Source organism: Undibacterium sp. TJN19 (genome assembly GCF_049339485.1).
Classification (GTDB): Bacteria; Pseudomonadota; Gammaproteobacteria; order Burkholderiales; family Burkholderiaceae_D; genus Undibacterium.
In genome coordinates this window covers 71,384-90,119 of the sequence record NZ_JBMPPL010000002.1, presented here as the reverse complement: position 1 = coordinate 90,119, position 18,736 = coordinate 71,384, and the positions used below count along the sequence as shown (strand labels likewise).

Below are 18,736 nucleotides of genomic sequence, written 5' to 3'. Positions count from 1 at the left end.
CCAGCCTAATCGCTATCGCTTAGCAATAGCCTGGCGATCCGCTTGGCGCGTAAAGCCGCCTCTGGCTTTTGCTCTCTTAATGCAGTGACCAGTGCGCCATCGACCAGTAACATCAGATCCAGGGCCAGCGCGGCGGCCGCAACACCACTCGCCTGACCAGCGTCTATCAGATAACGTTCAAGCAAGGCAACCACCTGTTGTTTGTGGACGCGCGCGGCCAAAGAGCCGGGGTGATCGGCATTGCTAAACTCAATGATGGTGTTAGTAAAAGCGCAACCGCGAAAACCTGGCGCAGAAAACCGTGCATACAGGGCATCAAACACTGCCAATGGGCGGCCTTTGGCCTGCGGCGACAAAGTGCTCACACTGTCTTCCAGCCACAGGCGCCAGGCACGGTCACGCATCTGTATCCATTCTGCAATCAGGATGTCTTTGGACGCAAAAAACCGGTAAAAAGACGCTTTGGCGACGCCGCTCTCAGCGATGATGCGATCGATGCCAATGGCACGTACGCCTTCGGCATAGAACAAGGTATCTGCGGTGTCGAGTATGCGTTGTTTGAGAGGAGACGACATGCGAAAAATTCAGCAAAAGTGATTTTGCATAATACAGACCTGTATCACGAATGTAAACTAACATACCAAGGCAGGTCAGCGTCGCCGATCACATTTGTCGGAACTGATACTGATAGTTTTGCGAAACAGCCACCCATTCATCACTGCCCTGCAAGCGCAAAGCCAGCCCACCATCACTTCTTTGCACCGCATCAATCGCCGCTACGTTGACGATGTTGCTGCGCGAGATCTGCCAGAATTTATCACCGTCAAGTTGTGCTGCCAGGTCCTTGATGGTGGTACGGATATAGGCTTCGAGCCTGGTGGTCAACACCTTGGTGTATTTGGAATCAGCACGAAAGCACAGCACGTCGCTTACATTGATAAAACGGATCTGGTTGCCGACGGACGCCTGTATCCAGCGCAGCGCCGCTTCTGGCTGCCTGAGCTGCAAAGCCGACAGATCTGCGGGTTGCTGTGACAGGCGTTGCTTCAGTCTTTGCACCGCCAGTGCCAGACGCCCCATGTCCAGAGGTTTGAGCAGGTAATCAACAGCTCCCTGGTCAAAGGCATCAACCGCATAATCATTATGCGCGGTCAAAAAGACAATATGGCAAGGGTGACGCGCCAGACGCGCCACGTCAATACCGCTCAGGCCGGGCATGCGCACATCCAGAAAAGCCAGGTCGGGACGTAAATCGGCAATCGCCTGGGCGGCGCGCACGCCATCATCCACCGCGGCAACCACGTCCAGTTCTGGCCATAAACTGAGCAAGGCGGTTTGCAGTTCCTGGCGCAAGATGGCTTCATCTTCAGCAATTAAAATGCGTGGCCTTACTATTGCGTGCACACTGGCGCTCATGCATTGTCCTTCGATTCATTATCGATTTTTACGGGCAAGATCAGCATGGCGCTCACCCCACCCTCTTCTTGCGGCTGCAGACTTAATTCTGCCTGTTCGCCAAACAGGGCGAGCAGCCTCTCCTGCACATTCAGCAGGCCAACACCGCTACCCAGTTCACCATGAAAGCCACGTCCATTATCTTTGACGGTAATCTGCAACTGCCCTGCTTCGCAATGTGCAATGATGTCTATGCGTACATCGCCAGGTTGCGGTTCTATGCCGTGCTTGATGGCGTTTTCAACCAGGCTCATGACGGCCAGCGGCGGGATCAGGCACAACCTTGCTTCTGCACTGGCAGCTACCGAAAACTGGAAGCGCTCACCCAGCCGTATCTGGAAGATTTGCAGGTAGGCTTCAGCCCTGTCCAGTTCTTGCCCCAGCGTGGTCGTGCTTAAGCGCAAATCTGGCATGGCGGCGCGCAGGTAGGCGATGAGGTGATTCAGCATCTGTTCAGCCCGTGCGCTGTCCTGGTGGATCAGCGCACGGGTATTGGCGAGGGTATTAAACAAAAAATGCGGTTCGATCTGGCCCTGCAATGCGGCAAGCTTGGCTTCCAGCATTTGCCGCTCAAACTGATGTTTGCTGGCTTCTGCCTGCAGGCTGGCCTGTGCCTTGTGCCTGACTTCCTGTTCTATCGCCATGGGTAAAACGGTGACAAATAGAAATACCATGATCATGGCAGGCATGAGGCCGGCAGCATGGCTGGCCATCATTTCCGGCCATAAAAATTTCTCCATATGCAGCGCTACAATCAAGGCCGCCAACATGAAAATGGCCAGTACTATCCAGCGCGACAGGGCATGCGATAGCCAGCGCATCCTTTGTGCCAGGCAAAAGCCAGCGTGACTCACTGTAAAGGCCGATAGCAGAGCCGCGCAATCGGCCAGCCAGGCATAACGCCTGGTGGACAAGTTGGCAAACAGTACGATGCTGATGATTGCCAACGCTGGCAACCAGGGCCAGGTTGGCATGAGCAAGTTTGATGATGCGTCAAACGCGCTGGCGCGATTGATATCGCTATTGCCCTTGGTAAGCGCAGCGGCCTTGGTCAAATCAATGGCAGTCAAAATGGGCTTTCTTATTCATTAAAATTCAGGTTTTTCAGGCTGGTCGTTGCGACGTCGTCTGGAATGCGAAATGCCAGTTGTTTGGTTTGCGGCGCAGCAAGTACTTTCAGCAAAGGTGCTTCTTCCAGCATAAGTCCTTTTACCAGCAGCTTGTTTTGACCACGGACACCAATACCGATTTCCAGTTTTTGCGCATTTTCTGGCACAGATAACTTGGCACGCACATCTTCCCATTTGTTGCTCAGCGGTCCCCATGAAGAAGCAATCGATGATCTATCCTTGCCTTCAATCACACGTATCCATATTTCATAACCACCCAAATCTCCGGCATGCAAAATCGATGCTGTCAGTGACATCGTTTTTCCGCGATAAGGGGTCGCGTCAAGCATTTGCGAAATCGTGCCAAAATCTTCTTTGCCAGCATCTTTAGCATTGATAAAAAATGCCGGTTGCCCCGGCGTTCCCTTCGCTTCATCCACGCCAGTCTCATACTTTGTGGCAATCGCACCACTGCCTGTCCAGCCTTTTGGTATGCCCATTCTCACAACACCGGCAAAAGAAAAATTGACGACAAAAGCGATAGCGGACGCAGCAAGTAATATTTTCCATTGTTTCATGATGATTTCCTGTTTTTTTTTGTTTGAGATGCCGTGCAGGCAGCATGCAAAATGCTGTACTTATTCAATAAAATTCAGATTGCGTGGCACTTGATTGGCTGGCAGGCCGCTACGAAAACTGGGCAGTTCCATTTTGCGCGCCTCTTCCGAAAACGGCTTTTTGTCGAGTTGAATATCACGTACCCAGATCTTGCCTGCCGAGGCCAGCACAATGCCGATATCGAAATGACGGTACATCGCTGGCAGGTCTTTGGGGAAATGCGTCTTCAGTGTCATCTTTTCCCAGCCTTTGTCATCCTGGATACTGTTCGCTTCTATCCACATCAGGTTGGTACTACGCATATGGCGTATCCATATCTTGTTTTTGGATGCGCCCACGGCTTTCACCATCATGCTTAATTCGATGACCTGGTCTTCCCATGCGCTGCCGTCAATATCTTGCGTAATGGCGATGCTGTCAGTGTCGTCACTCTTCAGGCCGGGTTTGCTGGCGATGATCAGTGCCGGGTGACCCGTCCTGCTTTCTGCCGGGTCGATGCCGATTTCATATTTGTCCGCTTGGGGGCCCCACAATTGCCAGCCTGCCGGAGCGCCAGGCTTAATGCCATCGGCAAACGAGGCATTGACGGCGCAAGCGATCAGACTGGCTGCCAGCACTGTTTTCCAGTGCCTGGTCACATCTTTCAAGAGCTTCATCACATTGTCCTTGTGTGTTTGGTTGAAGATGCAAAATATACGCATACCGTATTTTCCTTACATCAAGTTTGCGATCAAGTTCAGGCCAGCTCCGATGAGGCCCGGGGATTTTCCGACAAACGGATAGATTTGCAAGACATACGGTAAAAGCCCAAAATTCGTCGCCAATGTCGCCGGGCGAGCACAAAGCCATGCCAGGTCATCAAAAGCAATTGCAGCCATTTTCCAGTCTTTTCCAGTCGTTTTCCGGGTCAGCAGAGTTGTATTTCAGGGCAGCTTGATTGACCGTCTCCCGAGAATTCGTAATACTTGATCCCATTTAAAAATAGGGCAGGCTTCAGGCGACGCTTACCCATGCATTACCTGCTGCATTCTAAATTTAAGGAATGAATCTGTGCGAGTCTTTTATCAATTTGATTTCGATACGCTATCCCGCAGCGTCAGAAAACAATTATTCAAATCTGTTTCCAATCCTGATTATCTCGTTTATAAAGAAGCGTCGGCCGACTGGGCAGTGTATTTCTTCAATAGCCTGCTGATCCTTTTTTTAGGTTTTCTGGTATGGCTTGCTGCCTCAGCTGATTTTGGTGACCCGGTCAAGGATACGGTCTGGGAAGATAAAGGGCTTATTGTCTGGTATGCCATCCTGTTTTTTGGCATTGTGTATGGCGCACACAATATCTGGCAGCATCTGCGGCTAAAGAAGAAATTTCATTTCCTGCCAGGACGGTATTTATTTCCACTGGCAATAGTGGAGGCCACTTCCGACAAAATAGCGATTCATGACCTGGCGCAAATGCGCAAACTGGAAGTTACCCATCATGAAACGAATGGGCGTTATAGCAAGACCATCTTTAAATTTAATTTCAACAATGGTTCTCGCAAAACGCTGACGATGACCAATAAGAATAAAGCTGAAATTGTCCTTGAAAAATTTAACGCGTCGCAAAACACCGCACGCGATGCCTTCCAAAACAGGGATATACATACGCTGAACGGTTTTGATCCTTTTCTTGAATTACGAAAAAACAAATGGCAAGGCGCAGCCAATGACCCGACAGTGCCCTTCACGAAGAAATTGCTGGCCTTGCTGGTGGACCTGAAACTGCCACTGCTGCTGGCAGCTATCGCCATTTCTGCCATGTTCTGGTATGGCAGGAACGCGGCGTCTGATAAAAGGATGTATCTGAATGCCAAGGAAGTAAAAACCGAAGCCGCCTATACCGGTTATATTACCCACGGCAAATTTCATGTCGAAGAGATGAAGGCAGAGTTACCTCGCGTGGTTTTTAATGAAGTGCAAAAGAAGAATTCCGTCACCTTGTTGCGCGGCTTGAAATCGCGCTTTCCACATTCTGATATCCAGCCTGATGTCAATGATGAAATCCATGTGCTTTATGGGCGCGCCTTGCAAAAATTCCAGGCGCAGGCGGTGAAATCGGATGCCAGCATGGTGGTAGCAATGGAAAGATTATTGAAATTTGCCGAAGAACATGACAACCCCAACGTGACTGTCAACTTTACCCGCCCCACCGCGACCGAGCTGGCACAACTCGATGCTTTCCTTCAGTTAAGAGGCAGCAATTTGCGTGGGATGAAAATCATCCCGGCAGCCAAATATTTTGCCGACGACAGTGCATCTGCCAGAGAAGCCCGCATCATTGCGGGGGTACGCGCTGCCTTCAGCACCATTTTTCCCAATGATGTGCTGGCGTTTTCCGCAACGCGCAGCAAACCGCCTTACCCCATGCTGCAAATTGCTTACCAGATTGAACCGTCAGGCAAGGTGTACACCAGCGAGAAACAGGATGATGCCTTTGTTGGACTGGTCATGCGCTTTCAGTCTGCCATCGTCGTGCCTGATGTGGATCAGCGCTGGAAGTTTGATCTGGAGGTGGAACCGCCAGATTCCTTCAATGTAGAGTATCAGACATCAAACCGCGATACCAACCGCCGCGCACCGGAAAGCCAGGTATATGCTGTCATGGCAGAGCGGGCCTTCGATAAGCTGGCAAGCAAGATCAATGCAGCTTTCTTCCGGCCGGACAGTTCGGTGTTTATCAAGCAATTGGGTGCGAAACGCTGACAAGCGCCCAATTACAGTCGCAGCCAGGCCTCACCCAGGCTGCGACTGCAAACGCATCTTCAATGCAACTTGATACGCGGATTACGCACGCGGTCTATGGTTTCTGCCCAGGTGGAAAGCCAGGTATGGAACAGGCCATTGACCGCCATCTGGTGCTGTTTATGCAGTGACCAGTACATCCATTTTGCCAGTGTGCCTTCGATGAAGACCGAGCCGCTGGCCAGCGATCCCATAAGACTGCCAACAGTGCTGTAATTACCTAGCGACACCAGCGAACCATGGTCTTTATAGGTAAATTCCAGCGCGGATTTACCTTGCAAGCGACGCACCAGGGTTTGTGCCAGCGTGCTGGCTTGTTGGTGGGCAGACTGGGCGCGAGGTGGCACATTGGGCAGGCCTTCACCCTGCGGGCAGGCACAGCAATCGCCGATGGCAAAAATCGACGGGTCTAGCGTGGTTTGCAAGTTACGGGTAACGACCAGCTGGTTGATGCGGTTGACTTCAAGGCCGTCCAGGTCTTTCAGAAATTCTGGTGCTTTAATACCCGCGGCCCAGACCACAATGCCGCTAGGGATGAATTTTCCACTGGCCATCTGTACACCCGCTTTGGAAACTTCCACCACTTTCTCATTGGTATGTACTTCTACGGCCATGCTGCGCAATTCACGTGCAACCGAGTCAGACACGCGTTCGGGCAGCATTTGCAGCAGGCGGGTACCAGCATCGACGATGACGATCTTCAAGTCTTTTTCAGGGTGGAAATTCACCAGCCCATAGCTGGATAAGATTTTGGTAGTCATGTGCAGCTCTGCTGCCAGCTCTACACCAGTAGCCCCGCCGCCGATGATGGTGACAGTAAAGCGCCCCTCACCCGCCGTTTGCTGCTGGCTTTGTGCCTGTAAGCAGCAATTGATGAGGCGCTGGTGAAAACGTTCTGCCGCAGCCGGTGAATCAAGCATGATGCAGTTATCACGCGCACCCGGCGTACCGAAGTCATTGGTCTGGCTGCCGAGAGCAATCACCAGGCTGTCATAGGGTATGGCCTGCCTCGGCAATAGCTGGACGCCGTTTTCGTCGAGCATGGGAGCAATATAGATTTCTTTCTTTTCGCGCGACAGACCGTCCATGCGACCGAGGCGGAATTCGAAATGATTCGATCTTGCCAGCGCAAAATATTCACGTTCATCAGCATGGCTGTCGAGTGTGCCTGCGGCAACCTGATGTAATAAGGGTTTCCACAAATGGGTACGACTGGCGTCGACCAGAGTGATGACGGCCTTATGTTTTTTACCCAGTTTTTTGCCTAGTCTGACGGCCAGTTCCAGGCCACCGGCACCGCCGCCGACTATCGTAATGCGATGTACTGCCTCCTTGTTTTGCGTGTCCACGATTACTCCCTTATATGAAAAATATATTCCCTTGCTGACCATCATATAAAACATCTTTATGTGCCTTGACATACAAAGAGTTTGCTCAGGCGCAGGATGGCAAGGGAATACATTTTTGTCAGGAGAAAAATGACAAAAGAACACACGGAGTATACACAGAACTGGCAAAGCTGAGGGTTGCCTGCCCAACATTGCAGGCAGATGTCGATGAAGAACAAGGCGTTTAGAGAAGTAAGTCTAATCGGTACCGGCTGATAGCATTTCTGCAAAATTTAAACTATCAGAAACAGAGGACGTATAGATAAAAATATTCCCGCGCCAGCTGTGCGAAATTGCTAAATATTTAGGCAGGATTCAGGTAGAATAGCGCTTCTTCGAATTTCCCCTTCCCTGATCGTGCAAATCGGCTCTTACGTGCTGCGTAATAATATTTTTGTCGCCCCTATGGCTGGCGTGACGGACAGACCTTTCCGTCAGCTTTGCAAAGACCTGGGTGCGGGTTATGCCGTGTCAGAAATGGCAGCATCCAATCCTAAGTTGTGGGAAACAGAAAAATCCACGCGCCGCACTAATCATGAAGGCGAGATGGAACCAAAAGCCGTACAGATCGCCGGAGCTGACGCACAGATGCTGGCAGAATGCGCAAAGCATAATGTCGACAAAGGTGCGCAGATCATTGATATCAATATGGGTTGCCCGGTAAAAAAAGTCTGCAATGCCTGGTGCGGTTCTGCCCTGTTGCAACATGAAAGCCTGGTCGGCCAGATACTTGATGCCGTGGTCGCCGCAGTCGATGTGCCGGTCACGCTGAAATTTCGTACCGGCTGGGACAGGGCCAATAAAAATGCCCTGAACATTGCCCGCATGGCAGAATCAGCCGGCATACAGATGCTGACCCTGCATGGCCGTACGCGTGCCGATGGCTACAAAGGTGACGCTGAATACGAAACCATTGCTGCCGTCAAGGCCGCAGTGAATATCCCGGTGGTTGCCAATGGCGACATCACGACACCGGAAAAAGCCAGATATGTGCTGGAAGTAACCGGTGCCGACGCCATCATGATAGGCCGTGCGGCGCAGGGCCGACCGTGGATCTTCCGCGAGATTGCGCATTTCCTCAATACCGGACAACATTTACCGGCCCCCCTGATTTCTGAAGTGCGTGAATTGATGGATGCCCATTTGAAAGCCCATTATGCGTTTTATGGCGATTATCTGGGCGTACGAACGGCACGCAAACATATAGGCTGGTATGTGCAGGATCTGGTAGGTGGCGAAGAATTCCGACAACAAATGAACTTACTGACAGATTGCGATGCACAACTAGCCGCTGTCAGCAGTTTTTTTGATCACATGGCTGGGGAGCGGTTACAATACCGCCCCTTTGAAGAAAAACTGGCAGCATAAGACAAACCACTTTTACAAAAAAATTTGTCTTGTCGTCCGCAAGTCCGTTAACAACGGATAGCCCGCCGCCCGCATAACCGAATAGTGATAAAAACAGCATGAGCAAAGATAGCATTCAAGACGCCGTCCACAAAAACCTGGAAAAATATTTCCGTGACCTGGGCGAGCAACAAGCTTCCAATATTTACGACATGGTCGTGTTAGCCGTTGAAAAACCAATGCTGGAAATGGTCATGACGCGCGCATCAAGCAACCAGTCACAAGCCGCCGATATGTTGGGCATTAACCGCAATACCTTGCGCAAGAAATTGCAGCAACACGGTTTGCTCTGAGCTATCCGCGAGGCTTGACACCGATTTCCTTACCATTATCAAAAATCATGATCAAACAAGCCCTCATTTCCGTCTCCGACAAGACAGGTGTGCTCGAATTTGCACGTGAATTGTCTGCACTCGGTGTCAAGCTTTTATCCACTGGCGGCACAGCCAAGCTGCTGGCTGACAATGGCCTGCCTGTCACTGAAGTGGCAGACTACACCGGCTTTCCTGAAATGCTGGATGGCCGTGTCAAGACCCTGCATCCAAAAGTGCATGGTGGCATCCTGGCGCGCCGCGATTTTCCTGCGCATGTGGCTGCGCTGGAACAGCATGGCATTCCTACTATCGACATGGTGGTGGTCAACCTGTATCCGTTCCAGCAAACCGTGGCCAAGGGTGAATGCTCGCTGGAAGATGCGATAGAAAATATCGACATCGGCGGCCCGACCATGTTGCGCTCTTCTGCCAAAAACCACAAAGACGTGACCGTCATCGTTGACCCGGCTGACTATGCTGTCGTGCTGGCAGAGATGAAAGCAAATCAAAACGTCGTCAGCTATGACACCAAGTTCACGCTTGCGAAAAAAGTGTTTGCCCACACGGCACAATACGATGGTGCCATCACCAATTACCTGACCAGCCTCGGTGAAGACAAGGCGCACACAACACGCAGCGCCTATCCACAAACCTTGAACCTGCATTTTGAAAAAGTGCAGGAAATGCGTTACGGTGAAAACCCGCATCAGTCTGCTGCGTTTTACCGTGACCTGAAATCGCTGGAAGGTTCACTGGCCAACTATACGCAGTTGCAAGGCAAGGAACTGTCGTACAACAATATTGCGGATGCGGATGCTGCATGGGAATGCGTGAAGTCTTTCGCTGAATCTGCCTGCGTTATCGTCAAACATGCCAACCCTTGTGGCGTAGCCCTGGGTGCGACACCGTTTGAAGCCTACAGCAAGGCTTTGCAGACTGACCCGACTTCGGCATTTGGCGGCATCATCGCTTTCAATCGTGAGCTCGATGGCAAGGCTGCTGAAATCGTCGCCAAACAATTCGTTGAAGTATTGATTGCACCTTCCTTCACGGCAGAAGCTAAACAGATTTTCGCGGCAAAACAAAACGTGCGTCTGCTGGAAATCTCTCTGGGTAATGGCTTCAATGTGTACGACATGAAACGCGTCGGTGGCGGCTTGCTGGTACAGGCACCTGATGCAAAAAATGTCTTGCAGGAAGAACTGCGCGTGGTCTCGAAATTGCAGCCCACTCCGCAACAAATGGCGGACATGATGTTCGCCTGGCGCGTGGCAAAATATGTGAAATCGAATGCCATCGTCTTTTGTGGCAATGGCATGACACTGGGCGTAGGTGCCGGTCAGATGAGCCGTATTGATTCTGCCCGCATCGCTTCGATCAAAGCACAAAACGCGGGCCTGACACTGGCTGGTTCTGCGGTGGCGTCTGACGCATTCTTCCCGTTCCGTGATGGCCTGGATGTGGTTGTCGATGCTGGTGCAACTTGCGTGATCCACCCAGGTGGTTCCATGCGCGATCAGGAAGTGATTGATGCTGCCGATGAACGTGGTGTCGTGATGGTGTACACAGGTATACGTCATTTCCGTCATTGATGTGGGATTGATGTATTAAATAATGTATGTGCGGCCCTGATTATTCAGGGCCGTTTTCATTTCTCCTTCTCATCCTCATGGCTTACGTCTATATATTGACCAGTGCTCGAAATGGCACTTTATATGTTGGTGTTACCAACGATTTGATAGCTCGTGTTTATCAGCATAAGAAGGACTTCGTCGACAGTTTTACGTCGAAATATAAGATTCATCAGTTGGTCTGGTTTGAACAGGTCGATTCGATTATTTCCGCCATACAACGCGAAAAGCAGATCAAGGCATGGAAGCGGGAATGGGAGATCAGATTAATTGAAGAAACCAATCCTTACTGGCGGGATTTGTATTTGGATATTATTTGAATCCTTATCAAGCTCCTTGCCTCTGATGCGCTACAGGCAGGTTTAACGTCGCTCCAGCGCAGGCTGGAGGCTACCGGGCTGGCGCTCCAGCGGCGTTGGTTGTTCACTAATACCATTCGCAAATACTTTCGACGCCAGCATGCAAGAAATATCTTCGTGAGCAATCAGCATTTCGATATACCACAAACGACACTAGATTCCTGACTACGCGGGAATGACGAATTTGAGGATAGAAGGATATTCTATTAATCCGGTTTGCCAATATCTCAACCTTGCTAGTTGCCAGTCATGATCTCCATGTTTTTTAACCTCGCTCCAGCGCAGGCTGGAAGCTACCGCGCTGGCGCTCCAGCGGCATTGGTCGATCAGTAATACCATTCACAAATGTGCGGCAAGTCGGCATGCGACACGTATCAATCACATATAACAATAAGCCTAAGTAATCACCCACTTACATAAGCACAAATATAAACCCACACTGATACGCTATACTCCTCAGCAAGACCAGCTCAGCAGCATTAGCACCAGCCCGTAGATACCAACAAAACAATACATGAAAATCCTAGGCATAGACCCCGGCTTGCGCACGACCGGTTTTGGCATCATCCACAAACAGGGCAGCAAGCTGACGTATATCGCCTCTGGAACCATCAAGACCATAGAAGGCAGTTTGCCTGAGCGTTTAAAAACCATATTGTCAGGCGTATCCGAAATAGTACGCACTTACCAGCCAGATTGCGCTGCGATCGAAAAAGTCTTCGTTAACGTCAATCCACAGTCCACCTTATTACTGGGACAAGCGCGCGGGGCGGCAATTTGTGCCCTTGTATCGGCGGATCTTAGCGTGGCGGAATATACGGCCCTGCAAGTCAAGCAAGGTGTGGTAGGTCACGGGCGGGCAAAAAAAGAGCAGGTACAAGACATGGTGCAACGTCTGCTGACACTGTCTGGTACGCCTGGTGACGATGCCGCCGATGCGCTGGGCGTGGCAATCTGCCATGCGCATAGCGGTGAAGCACTGGCCTTGCTGGGAGCAATTGCCCCTGGCCTGGCAAAAAAGGGCCTGCGCGTCAAAGGCGGGCGTCTGGTCGGCTGAGCTTGCCTCAAAAGCCGCTGACAGGCTCTCACTGGTCCGTTTTGCACAAACCGCCCATAATTTTCCCGCTTTAAGCTCGTCAAACGACACAGAATCGTTTACTATCACTGTCTATTCATACAGTATGAAAGCAGTATCATGATAGGTCGCATTGCAGGCACGCTTGTGGAAAAAAATCCCCCGCAATTGCTGGTCGATTGCCAGGGTGTCGGCTATGAAGTCGATGTTCCTATGAGCACTTTCTATAACCTGCCACCACTGGGTGAAAAAGTGGTACTGCTGACCCACCTGGCGATACGTGAAGACGCCCATGTGCTGTTTGGCTTTGGCACGGCGGAAGAACGTTCAACCTTTAAACAATTAATCAAGATCAGCGGTGTCGGTGCGCGTACTGCCCTGTCGATATTGTCTGGCATGTCGGTCGCAGATCTGGCGCAAGCGATTACCCTACAGGAAGCTGGTCGCCTGACCCGTGTGCCTGGCATAGGCAAGAAAACCGCTGAACGCCTGCTGCTGGAATTAAAAGGCAAGCTGGGTGCCGACTTGGGCAATGCAGTTGCCGCCCTGGCTGCTGGCGACCACAGCGCCGATATCTTGAATGCCTTGCTGGCCCTGGGCTACTCAGACAAGGAAGCCTTGCTGGCAATGAAGTCGGTACCCGCTGGTAGCGGCGTATCTGATGGCATCAAACTGGCGCTGAAATCGCTGTCCAAGGGATAAACGATGACGATACAGACCGACAACCTGTCTTCCAGTTTCAGCGAACCGCGCGTGATTTCTGCCGCGCCGGCCTCGCCGAATGAAGAGGCGATAGAACGTGCGTTGCGGCCGAAACAGCTGGATGAATACGTCGGCCAGGAAAAAATTCGCGGTCAGCTTGAAATTTTTATCACGGCAGCGCGTCAGCGCAAGGAAGCGCTTGACCATACTCTGCTGTTTGGGCCACCAGGACTGGGTAAAACCACACTGGCGCACATTATTGCGCGTGAGATGGGGGTCAACCTGCGTCAGACTTCCGGCCCCGTGCTGGAGCGCGCGGGTGACCTGGCGGCGCTGCTGACAAACCTGGAAGCCAATGATGTCCTGTTTATCGACGAGATACACAGGCTGTCGCCGGTCGTTGAAGAAATCTTGTATCCGGCGCTGGAAGATTATCAGATCGACATCATGATTGGAGAAGGCCCGGCGGCCCGCTCAGTCAAACTGGATTTGCAACCCTTTACCCTGGTTGGCGCGACCACGCGCGCGGGCATGCTGACCAACCCGCTGCGCGACCGCTTCGGCATTGTCGCCAGGCTGGAATTTTACACACCGGAAGAACTGACAAAAATTGTCACGCGTTCAGCCTCATTGCTTAACGCCCCCATACAAGCGGATGGTGCGGGTGAAATCGCCAAGCGTGCACGTGGCACACCACGCATTGCCAATCGTCTGTTACGGCGCGTGCGTGATTATGCCGAGGTCAAAGGCAATGGTGAAATCACCAAGGCGATTGCTGATGCCGCATTGAAAATGTTGGACGTGGATGCAGTCGGCTTTGATCTGATGGACAGAAAGCTGCTGGAAGCCATCCTCTTCAAGTTTGGTGGCGGCCCGGTGGGATTGGACAATGTGGCAGCCGCCATTGGTGAAGAACGCGACACCATAGAAGATGTACTGGAACCCTATCTGATACAGCAAGGCTTTTTGCAACGCACCCCCAGGGGCCGTATTGCCACACCTTCAGCCTACGAGCATTTTGGCGTGACCATGCCAAGGTCTGGTAATAATGGCGAATTATGGGGTGGCAGCTAAAAACTTTGCAACCATCGGCCGTAACCGGCGTCTTATCACTCGTGGCTGCTGGCAAAAAAAATCGAAGACAAGAAAGATTAGGAAGATAGCCAGGCAGCGACAGGCATCAACAGTTTTGAACAAGGCTTTACGCTTTTTTTCATCTCAAATCGAAATTACCCATCATGCTGATCTCCACACAAGCCGAACAACATGCTTACACTTTCCTGGATGCGCGGGCGCGTACCCAGGCACTAAGCCCGCTGTCATCGCAATTCCCCCTGACCATTGCCGAAGCTTATGAAATCGCCAATGCTTCAGATGCCATACGCATGGCTGAAGGCGAAGTGCGCATAGGGCGCAAGCTGGGGTTTACCAACCGTAAGCTATGGAACAAGTATGGCGAAAAAGAAGCTATACAAGCACCGATCTGGAGCAGTTTGTTTGACAGTACCGTACGCTATGTCGAAGAAGCCTTCGTCTGTCAGAGCCTGACAGGTGCCTTGCAGCCGCGCATAGAGCCAGAAGTGGTATTCAAGCTGGGTCGCACCCCTGCGCCTGACGCCACCATAGAAGAGCTGGCAGACTGCCTCGAATGGATGGCGCATGGCGTAGAAATCGTCGTCAGCCCCTATCCTGACTGGAAATTTGAAGCGGCAGACGCTATTGCGGCGCTGGGGATGCACGGTACTTTACTCATTGGTGAGGCGCGTATTTTGTCCAGCGCCAGCCGCCAGCATCTGGCCGAGGTATTGGCGAACGCCAGCGTGTCACTGTCTTGTGACGGTTTTTTGCTGAGTGCCGGTTATGGCAGTGATGTACTTGACAGCCCCTTGCATGCGATCTGGTATCTACATAGCCTACTACAGAAGCAGCCTCAGTTCCCACCCTTGCAAGCCGGCGAAATTATCACTACCGGCACCTGGACCGATGCCTATCCGGTACTGCCAGGGCAAACCTGGGGCACGGCATTTTCAGGCATCCCGCTGCCTGGCCTCAGTGTGAGCTTCGCATAAATGACATGCTAACGACCAATACTCTCCGGATGAAATAAGAGGAGAGTAGCTGAATAATTTGACAGGTTTTTGAGAAAAGAAAGCTTGGCGATCAGACAAGCCTAACAACTCATAATAAGAGGCAGATGACCGTTCTTACTTTAGGGAAATATTCATCTATCGATTTCAGTGTCATCAGTCATAAAAAAAGCACCATGAAGGTGCTTTTTTTTTACATCTCTTATACTGACCTGAATGTCAGCATAATATTAGAACATATGGCGAATACCTACGTTCACCAGACGTTCTGTCACACCATTACCAGAGGCCAGGCCACCAGCATTTGTGTTTGCATCATTCGACAAACGCTCGAAGGATGTGTAGATGTTAGTACGCTTGGACAGAGAGTGAGTGTAACCAATAGCGATCTGGTTAGAATTACCAGCAGATACCAGGTTGTTTGTTACACGTGCATATGTACCGACGATTGCGCCAGCATCACTTACAGGTACTGTTCCACCCAGCAACCACATTTTGTTATCAACAGAGTTATTGTCAGAAGTAACTTTACCGTATGCCAGGGCTGCTTTAACTACGCCGAAGTCATATGTTGCACCAGTGAACAAATGTTTGATAGCTTGTGCAGTTGCATCATTTTCTGTGTGATAAGCAACTACGCCAAGGAATGGGCCAGCTGCATATTGGCCAGAAACGCCAATACCGCGATTTTTAGAATTGTCGCCAGCAACTTCACCAAATGTGTAAGCAACTGAAGCAGAGAAACCGCTCAGATCATTTGTAGAGTAGTTGATTGTGTTTGTGGAACGTGGGTTGGTAGCGAAGAACAGATTACCGAAACCAGTTGCGCTTGTACTTTGGCCAGCAGTGCCGCCGATAATACCAGTGCTGAATGGATCGATAGAGTCAACAGCATCAAACATAGGCTTGTTTTGACGACCCAGTTTAACTGTACCGAAATCACCAGCCAGACCTACCCAAGCTGCGCGACCGAATGCAACGCCACCTTGAGCGGATGCACCTGTATCAGCATTAACGCCCATTTCCAGTTTGAAGATAGCTTTCAGACCGCCGCCCAGATCTTCAGTACCTTTGAAGCCCAAACGGGAACCGGATTGAACGCCAGAATCCAGAGATGTGATATTGCCTGCACCTTTAGTACCAGCGCCATTGCTTTCATTTTGCAACGCCATATCCAGTACACCGTATATAGTTACGGAAGACTGAGCTTGAGCTGTACCAGCGACAGCAGCCAAAACGGACAGAGCGATGAGTGATTTTTTCATTGATATTTCTCCAAAGGATTTCACATTGATATGAACTACATTGAGCACAATTCGCGCAAAAACAGAGCCAAAATTGATATTACGAAACGCGCTAATTCTTAAGAACCTACAAGACTGCTAAAAAGAAGTTAACGTATTTGACCAAATATGGTGTTAGACAGCCAAGCAAATTCGGCTTTTGGAGGGAATAAGGGGTAAAAATGTCTCAGATAAGCAACAAAAATTGCCTACAAAGAAACAATTTTAGTACCTAAAAGAAACATTACCATGTGGTAATAAAACCAAAATCACGAAAAAATAACAGAACTTATCCTTCAGAAAAGCAAACTGCAAAGGTCGCCCCAAAGGCGACCTTTGCAAATACTGTGCAAATCAAATGATCAGAATGCGTGCAGAACACCCACTGCAGTGCGCATTGCTGAGCTGTTACCAGGTCCAATGATGCCCAATGCCAGAGAAACGTCTTGTGCATTCACAGATCCAGCTTTTGCATACGTCAAAGAGGCATACGCTGTTGTGCGTTTGCTAAATGCATACTTGGCCAGGGCGATGTATTGGTCAGCTTTACCATCGATATCGCCAGAACGCTTGGTGTTGTAGTAAGCAGCAGTCAGCGTGGTTTGATCTGACATGAAGAAATCAACACCGAGACCGATCACAGCCAGTTTGCGGTTGTTGGCGCTAGGCAATGCATCAATCTTGATATTGCCGTCAACCGTGGTTTGGGCATAAGTGCCGCGCAACATTACGGATGGATCTACCTTGAATTTCGCACCGCCAGCCCAGCCTGTCAGCGTGGCTGAATTGTTCACATCTTTCATTTTGGCGTAAGACATCGCAGCACCGTTAGTGCCATCGGTAAAGAAGCCAGACAGACCTGCGTAGCTACTTGCAGAATTGTCGCCTGCTTTTTCACCGAAGCCATACATCAATGCGCCGCCGAAACCAGACATCAGTGGTGAAACGTATTTGATGGAATTATTTTGACGCAAGGCTGTACCGCCCTGGTTAGTACCGAAGCCGCCAAAGAATGCACCAGCATTGAGGGCACTGAACATCACGTTAGGATTGGAACCTGCATGTGCCAGACTGATAGGATCAGCCAGACCAACGGAATCCACACCCAGAATATTGTTACGACCCAATGTGACTGCACCGAAGTCACCGGACAAACCCACCCATGACAGACGATCAAACAGGGAAGTATTGTTACCGCTCTGATTAAAAACGTTACCGCCAAAGCCTGCGCCAGCCGCGCCAGTGTCATTGGCCAATGTGCCTTCGAGATTGAAGTTAGCTTTCAAACCGCCGCCCAGATCTTCAGAACCCTTGATACCCCAGCGGGAAGTCAATAACTGACCTGCATCCATCGATATTTTGGAGCCACCTGTTGCTGTCTGGTTAGTAGTCGCTACCACCGCAGCATCAATGATACCGTAGATGACGACTGAGGATTGCGCGGAAGCATTCGCCGCAAATGCACTCAAAACTGCAAAAGCCAGTATCGTTTTTTTCATTTAAACAGTCTCCAAAATTATAATGTGTAGTCATTGACCCGCTATTTTCAAACGGTCATGCTTTTTGTATTTAGTCTTGCCAAGACTTCGAAACCAGCAGATTAAGAAGCTAGATTCCATTGAAACAAATTACGCGATTTAGGGCAAAGAGAATTTGCGAACGATCGTATTTAAGCAAATTTTATGTGGTGTTACCGCAACAAGCATCGTCTTTCTCATTATGAAAATCTTAAGCTTTCTGAAAGCCTTGTGCCAAATCATACTTGGCAGCAATGCTTCTGAGCGACTTTCTACATCTGTCCTATAATTCCATTCATCTGCCATGCAGTGACCCGCCCTCCCTAACGCAGGATAAGTGTAAGAATGATGAACATATTGCCTCTAGATCGTTTTATTCTGGGATTTGACCGCGCCCTGCGCGTTGTCAGCAGCCAAGCACGTGCAAGACGCAACAATCCGGCGCAAGATGTACCTGATGCCGAGATGTCGGAACAGGAAAAAAGTCATAGTGCCGGCCTGATGCGCGTCAATCATGTAGGTGAAATCTGCGCCCAGGCGCTATATGACGCGCAAGGCGGATTTGCCAAAACCGAAAAAATTCGCCAGCAGTTTTATGAGTCAGGCATAGAAGAAGAAGACCACCTGGCCTGGACGGCCAATCGCCTGAAAGAATTGAATTCACATACCAGCCTGTTGAATCCACTGTGGTATGCCGGTGCCTACGCCTGCGGTCTGATGGCCGCCAAAAGCGGTGATGCGCCAAGCTTGGGCTTTGTGGTGGAAACTGAAAAACAGGTAGAGGCACACCTTGCCAGTCATCTGGACAAGCTGCCTGCGCAAGACCTGAAGTCACGCGCCATCGTTGAGCAAATGCGCGTGGATGAAATTGCGCATGGTGCTGCAGCCCAGTCTTTAGGTGCGGCGGCCATGCCTGCCCCGGTCAAACTTGCCATGCAGTTGATGGGGAAGGTGATGACAACGACAGCATATTTTGTTTGAGGTAGAAGTCTTTGAATCCAGGCAGGTAT

Annotated in this window: 20 protein-coding genes; 10 read left to right on the top strand and 10 right to left on the bottom strand. The window is 50.6% G+C overall.

Going from position 1 to position 18,736, the window contains the following annotated elements; all coding sequences use genetic code 11:
• Positions 1–5: 5 nt before the first annotated feature.
• The 6 genes from ACO0LH_RS08585 to ACO0LH_RS08560 all read right to left on the bottom strand — a co-directional run bounded on the left by ACO0LH_RS08585 (position 6) and on the right by ACO0LH_RS08560 (position 4,060).
• A complete protein-coding gene (locus ACO0LH_RS08585) occupies positions 6–575 on the bottom strand; it encodes a TetR/AcrR family transcriptional regulator (protein WP_422940658.1) in 570 nt (189 codons plus the stop codon).
• Positions 576–663: 88 nt separating this feature from the next.
• Positions 664–1,416 (bottom strand): LytR/AlgR family response regulator transcription factor, encoded by a 753-nt coding sequence (locus ACO0LH_RS08580; RefSeq protein ID WP_422940657.1) that lies wholly within the window; start codon positions 1,414–1,416, stop codon positions 664–666.
• Positions 1,413–2,525 (bottom strand): sensor histidine kinase, encoded by a 1,113-nt coding sequence (locus tag ACO0LH_RS08575; protein WP_422940656.1) that lies wholly within the window; start codon positions 2,523–2,525, stop codon positions 1,413–1,415. The genes ACO0LH_RS08580 and ACO0LH_RS08575 overlap by 4 nt, the downstream gene beginning before the upstream one ends.
• Before the next feature lie 11 nt (positions 2,526–2,536).
• Positions 2,537–3,142, bottom strand: a complete 606-nt coding sequence (locus ACO0LH_RS08570; RefSeq protein WP_422940655.1) for a hypothetical protein — start codon at positions 3,140–3,142, stop codon at positions 2,537–2,539.
• Between the two features lie 60 nt (positions 3,143–3,202).
• Positions 3,203–3,838 (bottom strand): hypothetical protein, encoded by a 636-nt coding sequence (locus ACO0LH_RS08565; RefSeq protein ID WP_422940654.1) that lies wholly within the window; start codon positions 3,836–3,838, stop codon positions 3,203–3,205.
• Between the two features lie 57 nt (positions 3,839–3,895).
• Entirely contained in the window at positions 3,896–4,060 is a 165-nt protein-coding gene (locus ACO0LH_RS08560) for a hypothetical protein (protein ID WP_422940653.1), read from the bottom strand.
• A 172-nt stretch (positions 4,061–4,232) separates the two neighbouring features.
• Here ACO0LH_RS08560 and ACO0LH_RS08555 point away from each other — a divergent pair, with 172 nt between their 5' ends.
• Positions 4,233–5,924 (top strand): hypothetical protein, encoded by a 1,692-nt coding sequence (locus ACO0LH_RS08555; RefSeq protein WP_422940652.1) that lies wholly within the window; start codon positions 4,233–4,235, stop codon positions 5,922–5,924.
• A 59-nt stretch (positions 5,925–5,983) separates the two neighbouring features.
• On the opposite strand, the gene ACO0LH_RS08550 is transcribed toward ACO0LH_RS08555, so the two are convergent.
• Positions 5,984–7,312 (bottom strand): NAD(P)/FAD-dependent oxidoreductase, encoded by a 1,329-nt coding sequence (locus ACO0LH_RS08550; RefSeq protein ID WP_422940651.1) that lies wholly within the window; start codon positions 7,310–7,312, stop codon positions 5,984–5,986.
• A gap of 396 nt (positions 7,313–7,708) precedes the next feature.
• Between ACO0LH_RS08550 and dusB the strand changes: the two genes are divergently transcribed.
• The 4 genes from dusB to ACO0LH_RS08530 all read left to right on the top strand — a co-directional run bounded on the left by dusB (position 7,709) and on the right by ACO0LH_RS08530 (position 11,023).
• A complete protein-coding gene (dusB, locus tag ACO0LH_RS08545) occupies positions 7,709–8,719 on the top strand; it encodes a tRNA dihydrouridine synthase DusB (RefSeq protein WP_422940650.1) in 1,011 nt (336 codons plus the stop codon).
• A 98-nt stretch (positions 8,720–8,817) separates the two neighbouring features.
• Positions 8,818–9,051, top strand: a complete 234-nt coding sequence (locus ACO0LH_RS08540; RefSeq protein WP_422940649.1) for a Fis family transcriptional regulator — start codon at positions 8,818–8,820, stop codon at positions 9,049–9,051.
• Positions 9,052–9,098: 47 nt separating this feature from the next.
• The gene (purH, locus tag ACO0LH_RS08535; RefSeq protein WP_422940648.1) at positions 9,099–10,664 is read left to right on the top strand and encodes a bifunctional phosphoribosylaminoimidazolecarboxamide formyltransferase/IMP cyclohydrolase; all 1,566 of its coding nucleotides are present in this window, start codon (positions 9,099–9,101) and stop codon (positions 10,662–10,664) included.
• 77 nt (positions 10,665–10,741) lie between these two features.
• Positions 10,742–11,023 (top strand): GIY-YIG nuclease family protein, encoded by a 282-nt coding sequence (locus tag ACO0LH_RS08530; RefSeq protein ID WP_422940647.1) that lies wholly within the window; start codon positions 10,742–10,744, stop codon positions 11,021–11,023.
• Between the two features lie 42 nt (positions 11,024–11,065).
• On the opposite strand, the gene ACO0LH_RS08525 is transcribed toward ACO0LH_RS08530, so the two are convergent.
• Entirely contained in the window at positions 11,066–11,194 is a 129-nt protein-coding gene (locus ACO0LH_RS08525; RefSeq protein ID WP_422940646.1) for a hypothetical protein, read from the bottom strand.
• 382 nt (positions 11,195–11,576) lie between these two features.
• On the opposite strand from ACO0LH_RS08525, the gene ruvC reads away from it, so the two are divergent.
• From ruvC to ACO0LH_RS08505, 4 genes are all read left to right on the top strand, one after another.
• Positions 11,577–12,119: a crossover junction endodeoxyribonuclease RuvC gene (gene ruvC, locus ACO0LH_RS08520; protein WP_422940645.1), complete on the top strand. Its 543-nt coding sequence runs from the start codon at positions 11,577–11,579 to the stop codon at positions 12,117–12,119.
• A 138-nt stretch (positions 12,120–12,257) separates the two neighbouring features.
• Positions 12,258–12,839: a Holliday junction branch migration protein RuvA gene (gene ruvA, locus ACO0LH_RS08515; RefSeq protein WP_422940644.1), complete on the top strand. Its 582-nt coding sequence runs from the start codon at positions 12,258–12,260 to the stop codon at positions 12,837–12,839.
• A gap of 3 nt (positions 12,840–12,842) precedes the next feature.
• Complete coding sequence (ruvB, locus tag ACO0LH_RS08510; RefSeq protein ID WP_422940643.1) at positions 12,843–13,913, top strand: Holliday junction branch migration DNA helicase RuvB; 1,071 nt, start codon at positions 12,843–12,845, stop codon at positions 13,911–13,913.
• Between the two features lie 164 nt (positions 13,914–14,077).
• Positions 14,078–14,908, top strand: a complete 831-nt coding sequence (locus ACO0LH_RS08505; protein WP_422940642.1) for a 2-keto-4-pentenoate hydratase — start codon at positions 14,078–14,080, stop codon at positions 14,906–14,908.
• 248 nt (positions 14,909–15,156) lie between these two features.
• On the opposite strand, the gene ACO0LH_RS08500 is transcribed toward ACO0LH_RS08505, so the two are convergent.
• Both ACO0LH_RS08500 and ACO0LH_RS08495 read right to left on the bottom strand, forming a co-directional pair.
• Positions 15,157–16,191, bottom strand: coding sequence for a porin (locus tag ACO0LH_RS08500; protein ID WP_422940641.1), 1,035 nt, complete (start codon positions 16,189–16,191; stop codon positions 15,157–15,159).
• 380 nt (positions 16,192–16,571) lie between these two features.
• On the bottom strand, positions 16,572–17,708 hold the full coding sequence (locus ACO0LH_RS08495) for a porin (protein ID WP_422940640.1): 1,137 nt from the start codon (positions 17,706–17,708) through the stop codon (positions 16,572–16,574).
• Between the two features lie 363 nt (positions 17,709–18,071).
• On the opposite strand from ACO0LH_RS08495, the gene coq7 reads away from it, so the two are divergent.
• Complete coding sequence (gene coq7 / locus ACO0LH_RS08490; protein WP_422940639.1) at positions 18,072–18,707, top strand: 2-polyprenyl-3-methyl-6-methoxy-1,4-benzoquinone monooxygenase; 636 nt, start codon at positions 18,072–18,074, stop codon at positions 18,705–18,707.
• The last annotated feature ends 29 nt before the right edge of the window (positions 18,708–18,736 follow it).

Excerpts from the sequence above, each read along its gene's own strand:
- ACO0LH_RS08560 (WP_422940653.1), bottom strand. The coding sequence starts at position 4,060 with ATGGCTGCAATTGCTTTTGATGACCTGGCATGGCTTTGTGCTCGCCCG.
- ruvC (WP_422940645.1), top strand. The coding sequence starts at position 11,577 with ATGAAAATCCTAGGCATAGACCCCGGCTTGCGCACGACCGGTTTTGGC.
- ACO0LH_RS08540 (WP_422940649.1), top strand. The coding sequence starts at position 8,818 with ATGAGCAAAGATAGCATTCAAGACGCCGTCCACAAAAACCTGGAAAAA.
- ACO0LH_RS08505 (WP_422940642.1), top strand. The coding sequence starts at position 14,078 with ATGCTGATCTCCACACAAGCCGAACAACATGCTTACACTTTCCTGGAT.
- purH (WP_422940648.1), top strand. The coding sequence starts at position 9,099 with ATGATCAAACAAGCCCTCATTTCCGTCTCCGACAAGACAGGTGTGCTC.
- ACO0LH_RS08585 (WP_422940658.1), bottom strand. The coding sequence starts at position 575 with ATGTCGTCTCCTCTCAAACAACGCATACTCGACACCGCAGATACCTTG.
- ACO0LH_RS08565 (WP_422940654.1), bottom strand. The coding sequence starts at position 3,838 with ATGAAGCTCTTGAAAGATGTGACCAGGCACTGGAAAACAGTGCTGGCA.
- ACO0LH_RS08500 (WP_422940641.1), bottom strand. The coding sequence starts at position 16,191 with ATGAAAAAATCACTCATCGCTCTGTCCGTTTTGGCTGCTGTCGCTGGT.
- coq7 (WP_422940639.1), top strand. The coding sequence starts at position 18,072 with ATGATGAACATATTGCCTCTAGATCGTTTTATTCTGGGATTTGACCGC.
- ruvB (WP_422940643.1), top strand. The coding sequence starts at position 12,843 with ATGACGATACAGACCGACAACCTGTCTTCCAGTTTCAGCGAACCGCGC.
- ACO0LH_RS08570 (WP_422940655.1), bottom strand. The coding sequence starts at position 3,142 with ATGAAACAATGGAAAATATTACTTGCTGCGTCCGCTATCGCTTTTGTC.
- ruvA (WP_422940644.1), top strand. The coding sequence starts at position 12,258 with ATGATAGGTCGCATTGCAGGCACGCTTGTGGAAAAAAATCCCCCGCAA.
- ACO0LH_RS08495 (WP_422940640.1), bottom strand. The coding sequence starts at position 17,708 with ATGAAAAAAACGATACTGGCTTTTGCAGTTTTGAGTGCATTTGCGGCG.
- ACO0LH_RS08580 (WP_422940657.1), bottom strand. The coding sequence starts at position 1,416 with ATGAGCGCCAGTGTGCACGCAATAGTAAGGCCACGCATTTTAATTGCT.
- ACO0LH_RS08525 (WP_422940646.1), bottom strand. The coding sequence starts at position 11,194 with ATGCTGATTGCTCACGAAGATATTTCTTGCATGCTGGCGTCGAAAGTA.
- ACO0LH_RS08530 (WP_422940647.1), top strand. The coding sequence starts at position 10,742 with ATGGCTTACGTCTATATATTGACCAGTGCTCGAAATGGCACTTTATAT.